Origin of the sequence: Jannaschia seosinensis, assembly GCF_001408515.1 — a bacterium.
GTDB lineage: Bacteria > Pseudomonadota > Alphaproteobacteria > Rhodobacterales > Rhodobacteraceae > Jannaschia > Jannaschia seosinensis.
Map to the genome: position 1 here is coordinate 31,168 of NZ_CYPR01000043.1, position 18,634 is coordinate 49,801.

The following is an 18,634-nucleotide window of genomic DNA, read 5'->3' on the forward strand; positions in this document are numbered from 1 at the left end:
AAGATGACGCGAAAGGGCGATCTGCCCGTAAAGACCTGCGCGACCTGTGGGCGGCCCTTCGTGTGGCGGCGCAAATGGGCGCGGGTTTGGGACGAGGTGCGCCACTGCTCCGACAGGTGCCGGTCGCGAAAGACGGGATTGAAGCCGTCCGGAGGCAAGACTTGAGCGCGCCATGTTGTCGCTTCGCCGCCCGCAGGCTAAACCCGTCACGACACAATAAGGAGAGGCGCCATGAGCGACGCGAAGCTGATCGACAAGTCGGACCTGAAGGTGGCGGCGGAACTCGTGCGCTTTGTCGAGGACGAGGCGCTGCCGGGCACGGGAATTGCGGCCGACGACTTCTGGACCGGCTTCTCCGCGCTCGCCCATGACCTCGCGTTGAAGAACGCGGCGCTGCTTGCGCACCGCGAACGCCTGCAGGAGCGGATCGACGCGTGGCATCTGGAGCGCGCGGGCCAGCCGCATGACGCCACCGCCTACCGCGCCTTCCTCGACGAGATCGGTTATCTCGTGCCCGAAGGCGAGGCCTTCACCATCGACACGGGCAACGTCGATCCCGAGATCGCCGAGATCCCGGGGCCGCAGCTCGTCGTGCCGATCACCAATGCCCGCTACGCCCTGAATGCCGCGAATGCGCGATGGGGGAACCTGTACGACGCGCTTTACGGCACCGATGCGCTGGGCGACCTGCCGCCGGCGGGGGGCTATGACGCCGAACGCGGATCGCGGGTGATTGCGCGGGGCAAGGCCTTCCTCGACGAGGCCGTGCCGCTCGTCTCCGGCAAGTGGGCCGATGTCACTGGCATCGATATCGACGGCAACGACCTTGTCCTCGAGGCCAGCGGCAAGGCCGCGCTTGCCGATCCGTCCGTCTATCGTGGCTGGGTGCGCAAGGACGGGGTGCTGCGGGTGCTGCTGCGCCATAACGGGCTCGGCATCGTGCTCGTCATCGCGCCCGAGGGCGCCATCGGCGCCGACGACCCGATGGGCCTCGACGCGATCCATCTGGAGAGCGCGGTCAGCGCGATCATGGATTGCGAGGATTCCGTCGCCTGCGTCGATGCGGAGGATAAGGTTCACGCCTATCGCAACTGGCTCGGCCTGATGCGCGGCGATCTGACCGAAGAGGTCGCCAAGGGGGGCGAGACGTTCACCCGCCGCCTGAACCCCGACATGGAGTTCAATGCGCCCGACGGGTCGCTGATCACCGTCAAGGGCCGGGCGCTGATGCTGGTGCGCAATGTGGGCCATCTGATGTCCAACCCGGCGATCCGCCTGCGCGACGGCGACGAGATCCCCGAGGGCCTGATGGATGCGGCGATCACCGTGCTGATCGCGATGCACGACCTCGGGACGCCGGGCGGAAATTCCGACCACGGATCGGTCTACGTCGTGAAGCCCAAGATGCACGGCCCCGACGAGGTCGCGTTTGCCGACGAGATCTTCACGCGCGTCGAGACGCTGCTGGGCCTGCCGGCCAATACCGTCAAGCTCGGCATCATGGATGAGGAGCGTCGCACCTCGGTCAATCTAGCCGAATGCATTCGTGCCGCGAAATCCCGCGTGGCCTTCATCAATACGGGCTTCCTCGACCGGACCGGTGACGAGATCCATACCTCGATGGAAGCGGGGCCCATGCTGCCCAAGGGCGAGATGAAATCGACCCCCTGGATCTCGGCCTATGAGGATCGCAACGTCGATATCGGCCTGGCCTGCGGGCTCAAGGGGCGTGCGCAGATCGGCAAGGGGATGTGGGCCATGCCCGACCGCATGGCCGACATGATCGAGCAGAAGATCGGCCATCCGAAATCCGGCGCGACCTGTGCCTGGGTGCCGTCGCCCACGGCGGCGACGCTGCATGCGATGCACTATCACAAGGTCGACGTACTGGCGCGTCAGGACGAATTGGCGGCCGGCGGCGCGCGCGGCACGCTGGATGACCTGCTGACGATTCCGGTGATGGAGGGGCGCAACCTCTCCGATGCCGAGGTCACGGCCGAGATCGAAAACAACGCGCAGGGCATCCTAGGCTACGTCGTCCGCTGGATCGATGCGGGGGTCGGATGCTCGAAAGTGCCCGACATCAACGATGTGGGCCTGATGGAGGACCGCGCCACCTGTCGGATCTCCTCGCAGGCGCTGGCCAACTGGCTGCATCACGGGATCGTCCGCCCCGAGCAGGTCGAGGACGCGATGCGCCGGATGGCCGTCAAGGTCGATGCGCAGAACGCGGGCACGCCCGGCTATGAGCCCTTGGCGCCCGGCTTCGACGGGCCTGCCTGGAACGCGGCGCGCGACCTCGTCTTCGAGGGGCGGGTGCAGCCGTCGGGCTACACCGAGCCGGTCCTTCACCGCCGCCGGCTGGAGCGGAAGGCCGGCTAGCGATGTCAGTCCGCCGGGACTTTCCGGACCTGCCACCGGTCTGGGCCGCGAGTATCCTGATCATTCAGATCCTCGCGGCCTGGATCGTCCCGGTCGTGCAGTTTGAGGCGGACGTTCTTGGCTGGGTGGTGGTTGCGGCGGGCTTCGCGCTGATCCTGTGGTCTGCCCTGTGGTTCCTGCGCAGACGCACGACGATCGAGCCGCGCCAGACGCCGACCACCCTGATCGTCGAGGGGCCGTTCCGGCTGAACCGCAATCCGATCTATTCCGGCATGGCCCTCATCCTGATCGGCGCGGGTCTGCTCCTCGGTGCGCTGTCGGCGGTGCTCCTCGCGCTGGTCTTTCCACCGGTCGTCACGCGCCGATTCATTGTCGGAGAGGAGCGCGACCTTCGCGCGGCCTTCGGCGATGAGGCCGAACGCTACATCTCCACCACACGCCGCTGGTAGCGCGCGTCCACCCGAAAGGATTCCGACATGCCCGATCTCAACATTGCCAAGGCCCGCAAGATCATCAAGGCGACGCTCGCGCGCGGACGCGAGATGGAGCTAAAGCCGCTTTCCGTCGTCGTCCTCGATGCGGGCGGACACGTGAAGGCGTTTGAGCGCGAGGATGGCGCCGCGCCCGGGCGGTTCGCGCTCGCGCATGGCAAGGCCTACGGCTCGGTCATGCTGGGCATGGCAGGGCGCGCGCAGATGGCGCGGGCCGAGGAGCAGGCCTATTTCATGACGGCGATGAACGGCGTCTATGGCGGACAGGTCGTGCCGGTGCCGGGCGGCATTCTGGTACGCGACAGCAAGGGCGAGATCCTCGGCGCGATCGGCGTGACCGGCGACACATCCGACAACGATGTCGAGGCGGGCCTTGCCGGGATCGAGGCGGCGAAACTCGTGGCGGAGCCCTGAGCGTCACTGTGCGGTTGCGCACGTCCTTCCCTGCCGCCGTCGGTCTGGTCCGGCCATTCCGAAAACGGTAGGGTCGCCCGAACCGGAGGATATACATGCGCCCGATCGTCGGCATCATCTCGAACAGCTACCTCATCAACGACGAATATCCCGCCCATGCCAATGGGTCGATGAACACCGACGCAGTGGCCCGCGTCGCGGATGCCATTCCGCTGGCCTTTCCCGCCTGTCCGCAAAGCAGCCGGATCGACGAGTTGCTGGAGGTGTTCGACGGCTTTCTCTTCACCGGGGGGCGTCCGAACGTGCACCCGGAGGAATACGGGCATGATGCGACGGATGCGCATGGTGTCTTCGACCGCGCGCGTGATCTCGTGGCGCTGCCGCTGATCCGGGCGGCCGTCGAGCGGGGGCAGCCGGTTTTGGGCATCTGCCGCGGGTTTCAGGAGGTGGCGGTGGCCTTCGGCTCCACGCTCCACCCCGAGATCCGAGACCTGCCGGGGCGCGACAACCACCGCATGCCGCCGGATGGCACGCTGGAGGAGAAGTTCGCCCTGCGCCACGACGTGACCTTCACGGCGGGTGGGCCTTTTGCGCAGCTCATGGGCGCGGAGGTTGTGCGAACCAACACGCTGCACGGGCAGGGGATCGACGTGGCCGGTACGCGGGTGATGATCGACGGTCGCGCGCCCGATGGCACCGCAGAGGCGATCTGGATCGACGGTGCGCCGGGCTTCGCGCTGGCGGTGCAGTGGCATCCGGAATGGAACGCGGAACGGGACCCGGTGTCGCAGCGTCTGTTCCGCGCGTTCGGGGCCGCCTGCCGAGATTGGCGCGAGGGACGGATGGTCCAGACGGCCCCGCTGGCGCAGGCCGGTTAAGGTCGCCGCTGCGTCGGCGTTGGCGTCGGTCTCGAACGATGCGCCGGGACTGTCACCGCTCCGTTGTGGCGGCAACCGTGATACGGCAGGCGTGAACTGATTTTGCAAGGGATGGCGAGTCAGAAGCCGCGGAGTCGCGCAGAGTAGTTGACCGGAGCAACCTGCTGCACCTCGTCCTTGAAAAAAATCGATCGAATGCGTTGAGGAGCGCGTCGAGATGCATGAACAGTGCTGGAACCTGCCGGTTAGGGGCAAAAACTTGAGCCAGATGCGACCCGGACCAGTGAGTTGCGTAGCGCGAGAAGGCCCAGCGCGACCCCTCCGCCTCCGCTTCCGCCTCCGCATTGGTCAAAACGCCGATCCCGCCCGCTTGCATTGTTGTCGCCGAACGCAGCATCGGCCCACGCAGTTGGTGCGACATCGGTGCCTTGGAAGATTGGTTGGAAGACAATTGTGCGTGTGACGCTGTGCGTGTCCTTCCGCGGGCGGTAAGAGTCGAGACAGACATTGGAGCTCATGCCGGAGTCCTCGGAGCTTGGTTTCGGTGGAGCACATCGTCGGCGAGGATGCGAACCTCACAGTCGCACATTCCCTCCGGCACGCGATGACGAATGAAGTGGTGTGAGCGGTGAGGTAGAGCGGGAAAGAGCCATGCCGTGCTCTTTGGTCGCTGTGGGGCCTGCCTAGACATGATCTGGTCTCGGAACCCGGCGAAACGGCATCGCGACCCACATCACCCTTGAACCATGCCAAGCCCGACCGATCCGCTCGCAATCCCTCAGCCGTAGGTTTCCAGCATCTCCATCAGGTCGTCGTGATTGTTGGCCTCCTGCACCGGCTTGTCCTGCCGCCAGCGCAGCATCCGGGGAAAGCGTAACGCCACGCCGGATTTGTGGCGGGTGCTACGCTGGATTCCCTCGAAGCCGATCTCGAAGACGTGCTCCGGCGGAACCTGACGCACGGGGCCGAACCGCGCCAATGTGTTGCGCCGGACCCAGTGGGTGATCTTGCGAAACTCCGCATCGGTGAGGCCGGAATAGGCCTTGGTGAAGGGCACGAGTTCGTTGCCCTTCCACACGGCAAAGGTGAAGTCGGTGTAAAGGTTTGCGCGCCGCCCGTGCCCCGCCTGCGCATAGACCATGACGGCATCGATCGAGAGGGGGGCGAGCTTCCATTTCCACCAATCCCCCTTCTTGCGGCCGACGTGATAGGGGCTGTCGGCGCGCTTGAGCATCAGGCCCTCGGCCTGCGCATCGCGCGCTCCGGCGCGGATTTCGGCCAGCTTGTCCCAATCGTCGAACGGCACCAGCGGAGATATCGCCACCGGCGCCTCGCGCGGCAGGTCCGCAAGCATCGCTTCGAGCCGGGCGCGACGCTCAACGAAGGGACGCGCGCGCAGGTCGGCGCCGTCCTGTTCCAGCAGATCATAGGCGCGCAGGATCGCGGGCGCTTCGGACAGCACCTTTTTCGGCACAGTCTTTCGGCCGATCCTGCGTTGCAGCGCGGCGAAGCCCATCGGTGTTTCGGTCGCAGAATCCCACGCAAGGATTTCTCCGTCGAGAACAGTCCCATCCGGCAGGAAGTCGGCGGCACGGGCGAATTCCGGAAACCGGTCGGTCATCAACTCCTCCCCGCGGCTCCACAGGAAATGCTGCCCACCGCGCAGGATGAGTTGGCCGCGAATGCCGTCCCACTTCCACTCGGCCCGCCAGTCCTCCGGCGGGCCGAGCGACGCGGGCCCCGCATCTTCCACTCCGTAGGCGAGGCAGAAGGGATAGGGCCGGCTCAGCGCCGCCTCCGGATCCGGAGCGGTGACGAGGGTCGCGAAGCTCGTCGTCTCAGGGGTCCAGCCGCCCATCAGGCGATGGGCCAACTCGGCCTCGTCGATGCCCGTCGCGCGCGACAGGGCGCGGGTCATCAGCTTCTGGCTGACACCCACGCGAAAGCCGCCGGTGATGAGCTTGTTGAACACGAACCGTTCCATCCCCTCGAGCCTGTCCCACGCCTGAAGGATCCACCGCTTGCGCTCGGACTCCTCCAGGCGGGCAAGGCCGCGGATGTCGTTGATCCAGGACGAAAGGCTTCGATCCGGCGCGGCTTCCGGCTCCGGCAAGACGAGGTGGATCGTCTCCGCCAGATCGCCGACCACGTCGTAGCTTGCCTTGAAGAGCCACATCGGCAGGTCCGCCCGCTCCGCCGCCCATTCGGACAGACGGGTCGCGTTGACGGAGCGCTTGGGCCGGCGACCGGAAAGGAGCGCGATCGTCCAGATCTTGTCGTCATCCGGCGCCTCCTCGAAATACGCCGTCAGCGCCGCGGTCTTGGCCAGCGTTTTGGTTGTCTGGTCGAGCGTGGTGAAAAGCCGGGCGAAGCGCCTCATCGCAGGAAATCCGCAAGCCGCGCCACCGCACGATCGGCCTTCGGACTCAGCCCCACGAAGAGATGCCAAGTGTGCGGCACGCCGCGTTCCTTCTCGATCGTGACCTCTGCGCCGCCCGCGCGCAGGTGTTCGGCAATGGCGTCGGCATCGCCTTCCAGCAATTCGCCCACGGCGCACTGGATCAGCGTGGGCGGTGCGCCGGCGAAATCGGCGTGGATCGGCGACAGGGCCGGGTTCCTCGGGTCGGCGCGTGCAACATATTCGCGCTGCACCCGCCGAAGCATCCGCAGCGGCAGCAGCGCCTCATGCGGAGCGGGCGGCATCGGACGGTCCGGGTCAAGATCGACAGCCGGCGAGACGAGAATCAACCGTTCCGGCGGCGTCCCGTCGCGTAAAAGCGCGGCCAGAGTCACGAGCGCCAGCGTTCCCCCGGCGCTGTCGCCCGCCAGTGCAAACGACCCCTCCGCACGAAGCGCGCGTGCGACGGTGACGCAATCGTCCGGCGCGGCGGGGAAGGGATGTTCGGGGGCCAACCGATAATCGGGAACGACGACGCGCCGGCCGCTCAGATGCGCCAGCGTCTTGGCCAGATGCGCGTACGTAAGTGAGGAGCCCAGCACGAAGCCGCCGCCATGCAACCACAGCAGCGTACCGCGCGCCTGCGGGGACGCAAAGATGCGCGCCGGCACGCCACCGATGCGCGTCTGGATGACCTTTATATCGGGCAAGCTACGCCGGTGTGATACGACGGCCTGCATCACGCGGCGATGCCACCTCCAGGGCACGGGCAGCGCCAATGCGGGGCGCGCGCCCCAGCGGCAAAGCGCGAGGACGAGGGCATCGCGCCAGCTCATGCCGCGCCCTCGTCGGCTTCGAGCAATTCGTCGCCATATTCCGTCTCGACGATCCGTGCGTCGTAACCCTGCTCCTCCAGCCACTGGCGAAAGGTCGACGTGTAGCCATGCGTGGTGAATATTCGCGTCGCACCGGTCTCCGCGATGGCGGCGTTCAGCCCCTTCCAATCGGCATGGTCGGACACGACGAAGCCTCTGTCGGCCGCCCGCCTGCGGCGCACCCCGCGCAAAGCCGCCCAACCCGATGCAATGGCTTGGCTCGCCGCCCCGAAACGCCGCGCCCAAGGTTGTGCAAGCGCGCCCGGCGGGGCAACGATCAATGCGCCGGCATGGGACTTCAGGTCGATCTCCGGCGTGACCAGGATCGTGGCGGGCAGCGTTATTCCCTGCGCGCGCAGCACCGCATTCGTGTTCTCGACGGCGCCATGCGTCAGGATCGAGCCGATGGACGGGTCGATCATCGTGAGCACGCGCTGCGCCTTGCCCAAACTGTAGGCCCCGATCAGCGAGAAGCGACCGGCCTCGCGATTGGTCCGCCACCAGGCGTTGATCTCTGCCGCCAATTCCGCCTCGGGTCGCCAATCGAAGACAGGCAGGCCGAAGGTACACTCGGTGATGAAGGTGTGGCAGCGGACCGGCTCGAACGGCTCCGAAAGACCGTCGGGCGTGGTCTTGTAGTCGCCGGAGACGACCCAGACTTCGCCGCGATGCTCGACCCGGATCTGCGCACTGCCGGGGACGTGACCGGCGGGGTGAAAACTGACGCGAACTCCGTTTATGTCGCGCGTCTCGCCGAACTCGATACCTTCGAGGTCAACCTCGCCGAGCCGGTGGCGAATGACCGGACCGGCGGCCTTGCTCGTCAGGTAGCGACGATGGCCGGGATAGGAATGATCGGCATGCCCATGGGTAACGAGAGCCCTTTCCACGGGGCGCCACGGGTCGATGTGAAAGCGGCCGGCGGGGCAGTAGATGCCTTCATCGCGAAATTCGAGTACCATGGGATGGGATGGTAGGGGACGTGGCGGTGCGGGAAAGGGCCCCTGTTCTGCAGCGGCCGATTCGTCATGAGTTCGGAGTGGCACTCAGGCGACGGAACCGACCTGCGGTCAGAAAATTTCGCGCTTCCCATACCATTGCCCACTTTGCTCTGGTGCAGAGACAATTGGGCGAACATGTGCCGCCACTGCCCTATCCTGTGCGCCATACGCGCTGACGCCTTACGACGGGCGCCAGTGGCACTCAGTCCGCAGCCTTTTCCGGCTCCATGTTGAGGCTCAACTCGCCGCTCTCCTCAAGTTCACGGACGGCGGCAACAATGGCGGACATCGCTTCCTCCGCCTCTTCGTCGGCCACGTCGGCGCGATCCGTTATCTCCTCGCGAAGCTGTTCGGCCATACGTTTTGAAATCGACCCAAGGATGAATTCGCCGATCTTGTGCTGCTCCGCTGGCAGGGCCTTGATGGCGGCGACGATGAAATCGTTGCCAGCGGCACGCAGGACCTTCGGTATGTCGCGCGGATCGATCCGCTTCGGGATGTCTTCAAAGCTGAACACAGCGGCGCGGACGCGTGCTGCGAAGTCGGCGTCGCGTGCGTCGAGCGCATCCAGCAGCGTCCTGCGCACGCCAGAGGTGGCGGCGTTGAGGATTGCGGCGACCCGTGCCACAGGCGCAGATGCGAAGGCGAGCGGGGGACGGGCGGCGGCCTGGCGGCCGATTGCCGTACCGATCCGCGCCACGGCGTCGGGCGTCACGTATTCGGTGGCCGCGAAGGCCGCCGCCACCGCATCGGCCCGCTGGGACGGCAAGGCGGCGATGATCTCAGCCGACCGCTCCGCGGGCAGTTTCGAGAGCATGATCGCGCAGACTTCATCGGATTCCGCGTTGACCATCTCGAGGATGTCTTCGAGCGGCATCTCCGCGGCTTCGCGCCAGACGTTGTCGCCGGATGTCCCGCTGAGCCCGAGTTCGGCCGAGAGCATCTCCACCACATCCATTGAAAGCTGCCCGTCGAGGCCGGCAAGAAGCTTGGCGGGATCGCGGGGGATGTGGAGGCCGATCGCGTCGAGCTCCCCCGCGAATTCCGCAACGACGGCGGCCAAGGTCGGCTTGTCGATGAAGCGCAGCTCGGTCATGACACGCACGAGCATGCGCTGCTGTTCCTGGGGCAGGTCGCGGATACCCGGATCGACCCCGCCGGTCACCAGAAGATGCACAACGACCGCCGCCTTTTGACGGCGGGTCAGGGTATCGGCAGCCGGATCGCCATCGAAATCGGGCAGGGCCGTCCGCATGGCAAGCGATGCAGTCTCGGCCTTCTTGGGCAAGGCTTGGGGCACGGAACCTCCACCGGATCAGAACGTCTCCGGTCTCGCACGTGCTTTCCTAACGCTTCCCTAACTTGCCGGACGGCACCGCCTTCCTTTCCATGAAAATCCGATACATCGCGCCGGATACACAGCGTGGTTCAGGTCAGCCCCGCCGTCTCCTCCGCCCCGATCATCAGGTTGAGGTTCTGCACCGCCGTCCCCGACGCGCCCTTGCCGAGGTTGTCGAGCGTGGCCGTCAAAGTGACGCGACCACGGCCGTCGCCATGAACGCCGATCTCCATCCGGTTGGTGCCGTTGAGCGCCTGCGGGTCGAGCCGATCGCCCCCGAGCACGACGGACACGAACGGATCCTTCGCATAGAAGTCGCGTAGCGCCGCCTCGATCCGGGCATGGCCCGGCACCCCGCCGGTGAGGAGGTCGGCATGGAGGTGCAACTGCACAACCATTCCCTGCGCGAAATTGCCGACCGCGGGCTGGAACAGGGGGCGCCGCGTGAGGCCGCCATAGGTCATGATCTCGGGGACGTGCTTGTGATCCTGCCCGAGCGCATAGAGCGAGAAATCGGGCGCCTCCCCGGCCTCATGCGCGGCGATCGAAGCCTTGCCGCCGCCGCTATAGCCCGACACCCCGGTCAGGACGGTGGCGTGGTCGCTGCGCATGATTTCGGCGTCGATCAGCGGGCGCAGAAGCGCGATTGCCCCGGTCGCGTAGCAGCCGACATTCGCCACCCTGAGCGCATTGGAGATGCGGCCGCGCTGGCCCGGAAGCTCGGGCATGCCATAGGTCCAGTCCGGCGCGATCCGGTGTGCGGTCGAGGCGTCGATCAGCCGAGTTTCTCCAGCCATCGGAATGGCCATGCGCGCCGCATCGTCGGGCAGGCACAGGATCGCCACATCCGCTTCGGCAAAGGCGGCGCGGCGTGCGCCGTCATCCTTGCGATGCGCCTCGTCGAGCTGGACGAGTTCAATGTCGTCCCGGGCGGAGAGGCGATCGCGGATCCGCAAGCCCGTCGTGCCGGCTTCGCCGTCGATGAAGATCTTGTAAGTCATGGCCGTACCTCCCGCTGCGCGTCGTCTTGAGATACGCGCGGCGGCGGGGCCGTGCAACCGATGGGCGTGCCGTCGGCGCACAGACGCATCTGGCTGTACCGGTGGCTGCGTCAGAACCGGCTCGCGACGGGCGCGATGCTACACGAAATCAAGAAGAGCAGGGCGCATAAACGTCCTCGCCGGCACCGCAATCAAGCGATCACTGCGTCGCGTCGGGCAAAGCGGCGCGGATGGTGCACACCACCCCTTCGGGATCGAAGACAAGCGCTGCCGAACCGCCCAGATCCGGCGCGAGCGCCCGTTCGATGAGGCGGGAGCCGAACTCCTGCCGCTGTGGCGGAGAGACCTGCGGGCTGCCTTCCTCTCGCCATTCCACGACGAGGGTGGCGTCCTCCGATCCCGCCTCCGCCCACCAGCGGATGCCAACGCAGCCCTCGGGCGTGGAAAGCGCGCCGTATTTCGCGGCGTTAATCGCAAGCTGATGGAACGCCATCGAAAACGCAGTGGCCTTCTCGGTCGAGACGCTGATCTGTGGGCCATCGCGGCCAGCCGACCGAGAAACGCGCGCCGGCCCTCCTCGAGCATGTCCGCCTCGCGGAAGGTCTGCGACGCGAGGCTGCTTGCAAGCGCGAAGGCGTTCTTGACACCCGGTGCGCCATTTCCCCCGCAAGCGTCTGGGCCCGGCTCTCCGCCCGCCTGCGCGCCTCCAGTTCGTCGCGAAGCTGGAACGGCCGCTGTCGCGCGTCAAAAGCCGCGCGGGCGATCGAAATGAAGACCGCCGTACGCATCGGGCGCTCCAGCATGACGACCCCCGGACGCGTGCTGAAGGAGGTCATGTGGTCCTTGGTGCCGCTCACGGTGCGCCGCCGCTCCGGATCAACCAGGAGGATGACCGGAAGGCTCGACCAGTACGGTTGCGCATCGAGTAGGTCCGTCAGGCGCCGGACCACCTCACATGTCAGGAACTCCTCGCTCAGGACCAGCGCGCTCAGGTCCTCCAGCGGGATCTTGAGCAGGTCCGCGAGGTCCGTCGCGGGCAGACAGGGGAGGCCCGCATTGTCCAGCAATCCACACGCGATTTCCGCATCCCGGCCGATGGGGGCGAGTGTCAGGACGGCTCTGGTACCGCTTGTGTCTTCGGTCAATTTCGCCCCAGCCTCACTCCGGCAGTCCCTTGTTCTGCGTCTGCAATTCCGGCTCGCCGGACAGAACGCCGGAGAAGTTCTCGACCGGCTCGCTCACCTCGATCCGGCCGGGGGCGAAGCGCAACGCCCGGATGGTCGCCTCGTGGGGACCGTCGCGCTTTTTCAGGACGGAAATCACCCTGTGCACGCTTCCCGCCGCTTTGAAATGCCAAAGCACGATCACCGTATCCGCCATGTCGCTGACATCCACCGGGCTCTGCACGTTTTCCCCCAGAAGGCCGTGCTGTCCCACGACGACCAGCGACAGCACGCCCCTCTCGCTCAAGAACGCGAGCAGGTCGTGCATCTGCGTCACGAGGGCCTGCTCCTGCGGCATCGCGTGGGAATAGCCGGTGAGGGTGTCGATCATGACCACCTTGGCCTTGTCCCGCTCGACCGCCTCGCGGACCAGCTGCGAAAACTCGCCGGGTGACAATCCGGAGGTGTTCACGGACCGGAAGGTCACACGCCCGTCATCGATCAACGGGCCAAGCTCCATCCCGAGGCTCTTGGGAGCGGTTGAAGAACGTCGCCGGGCGCTCGTCGAAGCTGAAGATCGCGGCGCGGTCGCCGCGTTGCGCCGCGGCATAGGCGTAGAGCGCGAGGTCTTGCCCGTCCCCGTCGGCCCGACCACCACGCAGGCCGTGCCGAAGGACATGCCGCCGCCAAGCAGCTTGTCGAGTCCCTCGATGCCGCTTCCGACGGCTTCGCCGGGCGGCGGCCTGCCGCCCGTGTCGGCCTCGAGCCGCGGGAAGACCTGGATCCCGCCGCTTTGGATGCGGAAATTGTGGTTGCCGCCGTGGAAATCCATGCTCCGCATCTTCGAGACGTGCAGCCGCCGCCGCACGTCGTCGTAATCGGGCACGTTGCGGTCCAGCGCCACAACGCCGTCGGCAAGGTCGCCCACGACTTCGTTCATGCACTTGGCGCTGTCGAGAATGAGGGAGGTCGTCGACATCCGCGACAGCAGGGCCCGCAGCAGCAGGACCTGCCGCTGGAAGCGCACCTGCGTATCCGCAAGGTGCCGTATCTGTGCGATGGAATCGAAGACCAGCCGGTCGGGTCTGAAATGCTCGATCTCCTTCAGGAGCGCCGACATCATCTCCGTCAGTTCGACCTCGGCGGTGTGAAACAGCGTCTGCTCGCTGCTGTTCTCGGCCCCGTCCATCATCCGCTCGTTGCGAATTTCGACACCATCGAGCGACCAGCCATGCGCCGCGGCGGTGCGCTTCAGGGCCGCCTCGGTCTGCGACAGCGTGATGAAAAGGACCTTCTCGCCCTTCGCGAGACCGTCGAGCAGGAACTGTCGCCCCATCGTCGTCTTTCCGACGCCGGCATCGCCATAGACCACGTTCATTTCGCCGCGCGGAAACCCGCCGCCGAGAATTTCGTTGAGGCCCTTGATCCCGGTTCCGGCTCTCAACGGTTCATCGGGATTTCTGTCGAGCATGCGAGGTCCAGTTCACGATAGGGGGCACCGCCCGAATTCCGTCCGGTCACCAGAATCTTAACGAACTCGCGGAAGTAGCGTGCCCCCCCCCCCGCGGGTACGCAACGACTCCAATATCCGGGAGGCGCCATCGCCCTTGAGATCCGAAGCCCCTTCGCTGAGCCGGAAAGCCGCGTGGGACGGCAGGGACGCGCCGCAACCCCCGGACGTGTCAGGGATACGACGCATTCTTCAGCGCTTCGAGCGCGTCGTTGACGTCATGCGCGGTGTAGGGCTTGCGCATGATCGGATCGGTGAAGCCGAGCCTCCGCAACTCCGCCACCTCATAGCCGGACGCCAAAACCAGCGGAATCCCCGTGACGCGCAGGGCATCGACCACGGGCCGGGCGGACTGCCCGCCCAGATTGGCATCCACGAGCGCCGCATCCGGCCTGAGCGACAGCTTCTCGATCAAGTCGAGGGCCTGCGTAACCGTCGCGACGGGCCCGATCACTGAGTGACCGAGCTCCTCGAGCATGTCCTCGATTTCCAGCGCGATCAGTGTTTCGTCTTCGATGACCAGAACGCAAAGCGGTTCAACAGCACGCATCACTGACCATCTCGCCCTCGGGAAAGATCATCTCGCACACCAGACCGTCGGGCCGGTCGTCGAGCCGAACCTCCCCATCGAGTTCGCGGGCTATTCCTCGTTCCAGCATACGTTTTCCAAATGCCTGATGACTCGGCGGCTCAACCCGCGGGCCGCCGCTCTCGTTCCAGGTCAGGCGAAAGACCTTGCCGGCGTCGTCCCCGGGCGCCGCCTCGAACCGCCAGGAGACGTCCACGAGCCCGTCCGCATTCGACAGGGCGCCTTATTTCATGCCGTTCGTCGCAAGCTCGTTCAACGCCATCGCGAACGAGATCGTCGCGTTGGGCGACAGCCGGACCGGAGGCCCGCCGACGCGGAACTGGTCGCCGGCGCCGATGAAGCTGGCGAGGGCGGTCCGCGCAAGCTCCTCCAAGTCCGCGCCGCGCCAATGCCGCTGCGTCAGGAGGCCATGCGCGCGCGATGGCCTGCACCCGCTGCTGGAACGTCTCGATGAAGACGTTCATGTCGTCCGTCGTCCGCAGCGTCTGGCTGGCGATCGGCTGGACCACGGCGAGCATGTTTTTCACGCGGTGGTTCAGCTCCCCCATCATCAATTCGCGCTCTTCCTCGTGGCGCTTCCTGTCGGTGATGTCCTGGAACACGATGGCGACGCGGCTGTCGTCGATTTTGGTGGTGCCGATCTCGAATCAGCGCCGGACGGGTTCGACCCAAAGCTCGGCCTGTCCCGGCTCTCCGGTCTCCAGAACGCGCGCCGGCAGGTTTCACCATTCCGGCGCGAACCCTCGGCGATCTCGTGCAGGCAGCGGCCGCCGATATCGGACCCACCAGCCGCATCGCCGCCGGGTTGGCCTCGAGGTAGCCGCCTCGTCGCGGATCACCTCGGCCAACAGACAACCCTCATCCATCGTGTCGAACAGACGGCGATACCGCGCCTCGCTTTCGCGCAATTGATCGGCGGCCTGCCGCAATTCGGTGATGTCGACGAAACTCACGACGACGCCCTCGATCCGGTCCTCGACCGTCCGGTAGGGGCGAAGGCGCATCATCAGCCAGTGGCCGTCCTGGGTCTGGACCTCGGTCTCGACCGACGACAGGTCGCGCAGGACCTTGGCCGCATCCCGCTCGATCCCGTCACAGGCAAGTTTGTGGGTAAAGTCGGTGATCGGCCGGCCGACATCGCTGTCGGTCACGCTGAAAAGCTGCTCGACCACGGGCGTCAGCATGTTGATCCGCAACTCCCCGTCGAGGAGCAACATCCCGGGACCGGTCCCGGTCGCGTTAACGAGGTTGCGCAGGTCGCTATGGGCCGATGCGACGGCGTTGAGCTTGCTCTGAAGCTCGCCATTCACCGTCGAAAGCTCCTCTTTGATCGACTGAAGCTTCTCGTTGGCCATGCGCAGCTCCTGGATCGAGACCTCGTGCTCGCGCCGGCTCGCGCTGAGGCGGTCCTGCGTCGCCCGCAACTCCTCCTCGAGCCGAAGCACCTGGGCCGGCTCCGACAGGGCGGACGCATCCTCGCCACCGCCGTGACGGCTCGACGGTCCCGCATCCAGAAACAGGACCAGCGCCTTGCGGCCCACGGTCTCGTCGCCGGGAACCGGCATCACATGCATCAGGACGCGGCGCTGCTCCGCCTCCAGCTTGACCGATGCGGGCAGGGTGATCGTCGCGTGGTTCCGGTCGATGGCGCTGTGCAGCGCGCGGCGAAGCTCCGCCCGAAGCTCGGGATGCACGATGTCGGGCAGTTCCCGGCTCAGCGGCCCCTCGGACGGCCGGATGAACTGCCCGGCATTCGTCGAGAGGTTCAGGGTCCGATGCTCCTTGTCCACCAACGCGCTCGGCGGGGCCAGCGTCTCGAGGGCCGTGGCATGCGTGATCGGCGGGGCCTTCTCCCGATCGCGGCACCGCTCCCCCCGCTCATCGGGCAGGTTGAGGCGATGCTCCCGCGGCAACTGCGTTAGAGTCTCCGGATCGCGCGAACTGCGGGGCTTGGCTGCGTAACCCCACGTTTCCCGGTCGCACGGCGCGAACAGTTCCGGTCGCGTATCCACGCTTTCGGCGGAGCCGAGGAACAAAACCCGGCCCGGTTTGAGCGCGTAACGGAACAGCGCCAGCAATTGCCGCTGCAACTCGCGCTCCAGATAGATCATCAGGTTCCGGCAAGTGATGATATCCATCCGCATGAACGGCGGATCCTTCAGCGCGCTGTGATGGGCGAACGGCGCGATGTCGCGCACCTCCTTGCGGATGCAATAATGCGAGCCCTCGTCGATGAAGAAGCGGCGCAGGCGGTTCTCGGACACGTCCGCCTCGATCGCCTTCGGATAACGTCCCTCGCGCGCGGTCGCGAGGGACGTTGTCCAGATCGGTCGCGAAGATCTGGATCATCGGCCGCACCTGCTGACGCTCCGCCTCCTCCAGCATCAGCATGGCAAGGCGATAGTCTTCCTCGCCCGTGGCGCAGCCCACCGACCAGTTACGGAGCTTCTCCTCGCCATCAAGGTCCCGCAGGATCGGCGTCGACGCCTCCTCCACCAGCGACTCGATCGCGCCGGGATCGCGAAAGAACGCCGTGACCGAGATCAGCAGATCGGAGAAGAGATCCTGCGCCTCCTCGGGGTTGGTACGCAGATATTCGGCATAGGCCGTCAGGTCGTTCGTCCGCGTCACCTGCATGCGCCGCGAGACCCGGCGCATCACCGTCGCGCGCTTGTAGTTGGAGAAGTCGTGCCCGGTGCGGACGTGAAGGAACGACATGATCTTTCGGAGGTCGCTTCCGCATCGTCATCGCGCATGCGGCGCAGGCCTTCCCTGCTCTGGGCGACCTCCGCGATGCGGATGGCGATGCCTTCGATGGGCTCGACGAAATCGGCGACGCCGGTGGCCATGGCGCTGCGCGGCATCATCCCGTATTCCGCCTCGCCCGGATCCTGCACGAAGATGACGCCGTCGGCCTCCTTGACCTTCGTGATGCCGACCGCGCCATCCGAGGCCGCCCCGCTGAGCACGACGGCGAACCCGTCGCCCCGACCGGCCGCAATCGAGCGAAAGAACATGTCGATGGGCGTCCGCCGCCCGCGCTGCTCGGTGAACGGGCAGGAACGGACCCCGTTGCCCTCGATCATCAGTTTCGTATCGGGCGCAATGACATAGACGCAGTTCGGCTCCAGCTTGGGCGTATTGCTGACCTGATACACCGGCATCCGCGTCCTGCCGCCGAGGACCTCGCTCAGCTGGCTTTCGTGATCCGGCGACAGATGCATGGTCACGACATAGGCGAGACCCAGATCGTCGTCGATCGCCTCGAAGAACTGCTGGAGCGCCTTCACACCGCCGGCCGACGCTCCCATCGCTCAGATCGGCGTCAGCTTATCCTCCCGGCGCCGCGACTCTTTGTCCACTTCGACCATCGTGTTCCCGCCTCTCGTTGAGAGCCACTTACGCGAGACGCGAGTGTGATTACAGGCAGATACGACGATGCCCGCTGGATTTCGGGCGGGCCAGCCGAAAGTTGCGGGACCTGCGGCAAGCGGGAAATGGCGCTCCTGCACGCTCGACCACCCGCGCCGCGGTCCGGCCTGTCACCCTGCGGCCACACCCCCTGCTTCGCACCACCGGCGGCGCGCATTCCAGCGGGCGGAGGACGAGAATTGTCGAAACGTTCGCGGCAGCGAGGAATCCGGAAACGGTTGCGGTGGCACGGAATGAAGACGCCGCAACGGAGGTCGAAGCACCCGGAGTCCGGCGTTTTTCCCGCCACACGAACAAGAGCGGCGTTGCACGCCCCCTCCGGCGCGGCGTAACTCCGTCGGATGCGGATTCTGTTTCTAGGCGATGTAATGGGGCGGAGCGGCCGGACGGCCGTCACGGAACGGCTGCCGGGCCTGCGGGCTGAATGGCGGCTCGATGCCGTGATCGTCAACGGCGAGAACGCCTCCTCGGGGCGCGGCCTCAACGCGGCACAGGCGCGGGGGCTTCTCGACGCCGGGGCCGACGTCATCACGCTGGGCGATCACGCCTTAGACCAGAAGGACATGATGCAGGCGGTGGAAAAGGAGCCCCGGATCCTGCGCCCCATCAACTATGCCAAGCAGGCGCCGGGCCGCGGCTGGCGGGTGTTCGAGATCGGCGGCAAGCGCCTCCTCGTGGCGCAGGTGCTGGGCCAGGTGTTCATGTCGCGCACCTATGACGACCCGTTTTCGGCGATCGAGCCGGTCCTCACGGCGCATCCGCTGGGCCGGGCGGTGGATGCGATCCTCGTCGACATGCATTGCGAGGCGACGTCGGAGAAGATGGCGATGGGGCATTTCTGCGACCGTCGGGCCTCCGTGGTGGTCGGCACGCATACGCACGTGCCGACGGCGGATGCGATGATCCTGCCTGGCGGCACGGCGTATCAGACGGATGCCGGCATGTGCGGCGACTACGATTCCGTGATCGGCATGGAGAAGGCGGAGCCGCTGCGCCGCTTCGTGACCGGCATGACGCGGGAGCGGTTCACCCCGGCGGGCGGTGCGGCGACCCTGTGCGGGCTGTTCGTCGAGACCGACGACGCGACGGGCCTCGCCCAAACCGTCGCGCAGGTCCGCATCGGCGGGCGGCTGAGCCAGTCGGCACCGGCATGACCGGCGC

The 18,634-nt window shown here is 66.3% G+C and carries 17 protein-coding genes and 2 pseudogenes; 6 read left to right on the forward strand and 13 right to left on the reverse strand.

Annotation, left to right across the window (positions count from 1 at the left end):
• Nucleotides 1–3 precede the first annotated feature (3 nt).
• The 5 genes from JSE7799_RS19500 to JSE7799_RS03675 all read left to right on the forward strand — a co-directional run bounded on the left by JSE7799_RS19500 (nt 4) and on the right by JSE7799_RS03675 (nt 4,165).
• A complete protein-coding gene (locus JSE7799_RS19500) occupies nt 4–165 on the forward strand; it encodes a DUF2256 domain-containing protein (protein WP_370736640.1) in 162 nt (53 codons plus the stop codon).
• Nucleotides 166–231: 66 nt separating this feature from the next.
• Nucleotides 232–2,382, forward strand: coding sequence for a malate synthase G (locus JSE7799_RS03660; RefSeq protein WP_055662391.1), 2,151 nt, complete (start codon nt 232–234; stop codon nt 2,380–2,382).
• A gap of 2 nt (nt 2,383–2,384) precedes the next feature.
• Nucleotides 2,385–2,831: a methyltransferase family protein gene (locus JSE7799_RS03665; protein ID WP_055662392.1), complete on the forward strand. Its 447-nt coding sequence runs from the start codon at nt 2,385–2,387 to the stop codon at nt 2,829–2,831.
• Nucleotides 2,832–2,858: 27 nt separating this feature from the next.
• The gene (locus tag JSE7799_RS03670; RefSeq protein WP_055662393.1) at nt 2,859–3,287 is read left to right on the forward strand and encodes a GlcG/HbpS family heme-binding protein; all 429 of its coding nucleotides are present in this window, start codon (nt 2,859–2,861) and stop codon (nt 3,285–3,287) included.
• A gap of 95 nt (nt 3,288–3,382) precedes the next feature.
• A complete protein-coding gene (locus tag JSE7799_RS03675) occupies nt 3,383–4,165 on the forward strand; it encodes a gamma-glutamyl-gamma-aminobutyrate hydrolase family protein (RefSeq protein WP_055662394.1) in 783 nt (260 codons plus the stop codon).
• Nucleotides 4,166–4,943: 778 nt separating this feature from the next.
• Here the strand turns inward: JSE7799_RS03675 and JSE7799_RS03680 are convergent.
• From JSE7799_RS03680 to JSE7799_RS20880, 13 genes and pseudogenes are all read right to left on the reverse strand, one after another.
• Complete coding sequence (locus JSE7799_RS03680; protein ID WP_055662395.1) at nt 4,944–6,545, reverse strand: ATP-dependent DNA ligase; 1,602 nt, start codon at nt 6,543–6,545, stop codon at nt 4,944–4,946.
• Nucleotides 6,542–7,399 (reverse strand): alpha/beta hydrolase, encoded by an 858-nt coding sequence (locus JSE7799_RS03685; protein WP_055662396.1) that lies wholly within the window; start codon nt 7,397–7,399, stop codon nt 6,542–6,544. Before JSE7799_RS03685 ends, JSE7799_RS03680 begins: the two co-directional genes overlap by 4 nt.
• Nucleotides 7,396–8,400, reverse strand: a complete 1,005-nt coding sequence (locus tag JSE7799_RS03690) for a ligase-associated DNA damage response exonuclease (RefSeq protein ID WP_055662397.1) — start codon at nt 8,398–8,400, stop codon at nt 7,396–7,398. The genes JSE7799_RS03685 and JSE7799_RS03690 overlap by 4 nt, the downstream gene beginning before the upstream one ends.
• A 241-nt stretch (nt 8,401–8,641) precedes the next feature.
• Nucleotides 8,642–9,739, reverse strand: a complete 1,098-nt coding sequence (locus JSE7799_RS03695; protein ID WP_055662398.1) for a FliG C-terminal domain-containing protein — start codon at nt 9,737–9,739, stop codon at nt 8,642–8,644.
• A gap of 128 nt (nt 9,740–9,867) precedes the next feature.
• A complete protein-coding gene (argC, locus tag JSE7799_RS03700; RefSeq protein WP_055662399.1) occupies nt 9,868–10,779 on the reverse strand; it encodes an N-acetyl-gamma-glutamyl-phosphate reductase in 912 nt (303 codons plus the stop codon).
• A 199-nt stretch (nt 10,780–10,978) separates the two neighbouring features.
• Entirely contained in the window at nt 10,979–11,272 is a 294-nt protein-coding gene (locus JSE7799_RS21525) for a sensor histidine kinase (protein WP_055662400.1), read from the reverse strand.
• A 665-nt stretch (nt 11,273–11,937) separates the two neighbouring features.
• The gene (locus tag JSE7799_RS03715; RefSeq protein WP_055662402.1) at nt 11,938–13,413 is read right to left on the reverse strand and encodes an ATPase domain-containing protein; all 1,476 of its coding nucleotides are present in this window, start codon (nt 13,411–13,413) and stop codon (nt 11,938–11,940) included.
• 211 nt (nt 13,414–13,624) lie between these two features.
• A complete protein-coding gene (locus JSE7799_RS03720) occupies nt 13,625–14,002 on the reverse strand; it encodes a response regulator (RefSeq protein WP_055662403.1) in 378 nt (125 codons plus the stop codon).
• Complete coding sequence (locus JSE7799_RS20870) at nt 13,989–14,237, reverse strand: sensor histidine kinase (RefSeq protein WP_055662404.1); 249 nt, start codon at nt 14,235–14,237, stop codon at nt 13,989–13,991. The genes JSE7799_RS03720 and JSE7799_RS20870 overlap by 14 nt, the downstream gene beginning before the upstream one ends.
• Nucleotides 14,238–14,264: 27 nt before the next feature.
• Nucleotides 14,265–14,592: pseudogene (locus JSE7799_RS22235) on the reverse strand (HWE histidine kinase domain-containing protein).
• Between the two features lie 171 nt (nt 14,593–14,763).
• Complete coding sequence (locus JSE7799_RS22240; protein ID WP_370736641.1) at nt 14,764–15,615, reverse strand: PAS domain-containing protein; 852 nt, start codon at nt 15,613–15,615, stop codon at nt 14,764–14,766.
• A gap of 462 nt (nt 15,616–16,077) precedes the next feature.
• Nucleotides 16,078–16,759 (reverse strand): annotated as a pseudogene (locus tag JSE7799_RS22245) (CheR family methyltransferase); the annotation flags it as partial.
• Entirely contained in the window at nt 16,699–17,352 is a 654-nt protein-coding gene (locus JSE7799_RS20880) for a chemotaxis protein CheB (RefSeq protein ID WP_055662406.1), read from the reverse strand. The gene JSE7799_RS20880 and the pseudogene JSE7799_RS22245, both read right to left, overlap by 61 nt.
• Nucleotides 17,353–17,814: 462 nt before the next feature.
• Between JSE7799_RS20880 and JSE7799_RS03740 the strand changes: the two genes are divergently transcribed.
• Nucleotides 17,815–18,627, forward strand: coding sequence for a TIGR00282 family metallophosphoesterase (locus JSE7799_RS03740; RefSeq protein ID WP_055662407.1), 813 nt, complete (start codon nt 17,815–17,817; stop codon nt 18,625–18,627).
• The last annotated feature ends 7 nt before the right edge of the window (nt 18,628–18,634 follow it).

What these genes read in the sequence shown, in the direction of transcription:
- JSE7799_RS03720 (WP_055662403.1), bottom strand. Translation starts at nt 14,002, where the DNA reads ATGCGTGCTGTTGAACCGCTTTGCGTTCTGGTCATCGAAGACGAAACA.
- JSE7799_RS03690 (WP_055662397.1), bottom strand. Translation starts at nt 8,400, where the DNA reads ATGGTACTCGAATTTCGCGATGAAGGCATCTACTGCCCCGCCGGCCGC.
- argC (WP_055662399.1), bottom strand. Translation starts at nt 10,779, where the DNA reads ATGACTTACAAGATCTTCATCGACGGCGAAGCCGGCACGACGGGCTTG.
- JSE7799_RS20880 (WP_055662406.1), bottom strand. Translation starts at nt 17,352, where the DNA reads ATGGGAGCGTCGGCCGGCGGTGTGAAGGCGCTCCAGCAGTTCTTCGAG.
- JSE7799_RS03680 (WP_055662395.1), bottom strand. Translation starts at nt 6,545, where the DNA reads ATGAGGCGCTTCGCCCGGCTTTTCACCACGCTCGACCAGACAACCAAA.
- JSE7799_RS03685 (WP_055662396.1), bottom strand. Translation starts at nt 7,399, where the DNA reads ATGAGCTGGCGCGATGCCCTCGTCCTCGCGCTTTGCCGCTGGGGCGCG.
- JSE7799_RS03665 (WP_055662392.1), top strand. Translation starts at nt 2,385, where the DNA reads ATGTCAGTCCGCCGGGACTTTCCGGACCTGCCACCGGTCTGGGCCGCG.
- JSE7799_RS22240 (WP_370736641.1), bottom strand. Translation starts at nt 15,615, where the DNA reads ATGCATGTGATGCCGGTTCCCGGCGACGAGACCGTGGGCCGCAAGGCG.
- JSE7799_RS19500 (WP_370736640.1), top strand. Translation starts at nt 4, where the DNA reads ATGACGCGAAAGGGCGATCTGCCCGTAAAGACCTGCGCGACCTGTGGG.
- JSE7799_RS03670 (WP_055662393.1), top strand. Translation starts at nt 2,859, where the DNA reads ATGCCCGATCTCAACATTGCCAAGGCCCGCAAGATCATCAAGGCGACG.
- JSE7799_RS21525 (WP_055662400.1), bottom strand. Translation starts at nt 11,272, where the DNA reads ATGGCGTTCCATCAGCTTGCGATTAACGCCGCGAAATACGGCGCGCTT.
- JSE7799_RS03715 (WP_055662402.1), bottom strand. Translation starts at nt 13,413, where the DNA reads ATGCTCGACAGAAATCCCGATGAACCGTTGAGAGCCGGAACCGGGATC.
- JSE7799_RS03740 (WP_055662407.1), top strand. Translation starts at nt 17,815, where the DNA reads ATGCGGATTCTGTTTCTAGGCGATGTAATGGGGCGGAGCGGCCGGACG.
- JSE7799_RS03675 (WP_055662394.1), top strand. Translation starts at nt 3,383, where the DNA reads ATGCGCCCGATCGTCGGCATCATCTCGAACAGCTACCTCATCAACGAC.
- JSE7799_RS03660 (WP_055662391.1), top strand. Translation starts at nt 232, where the DNA reads ATGAGCGACGCGAAGCTGATCGACAAGTCGGACCTGAAGGTGGCGGCG.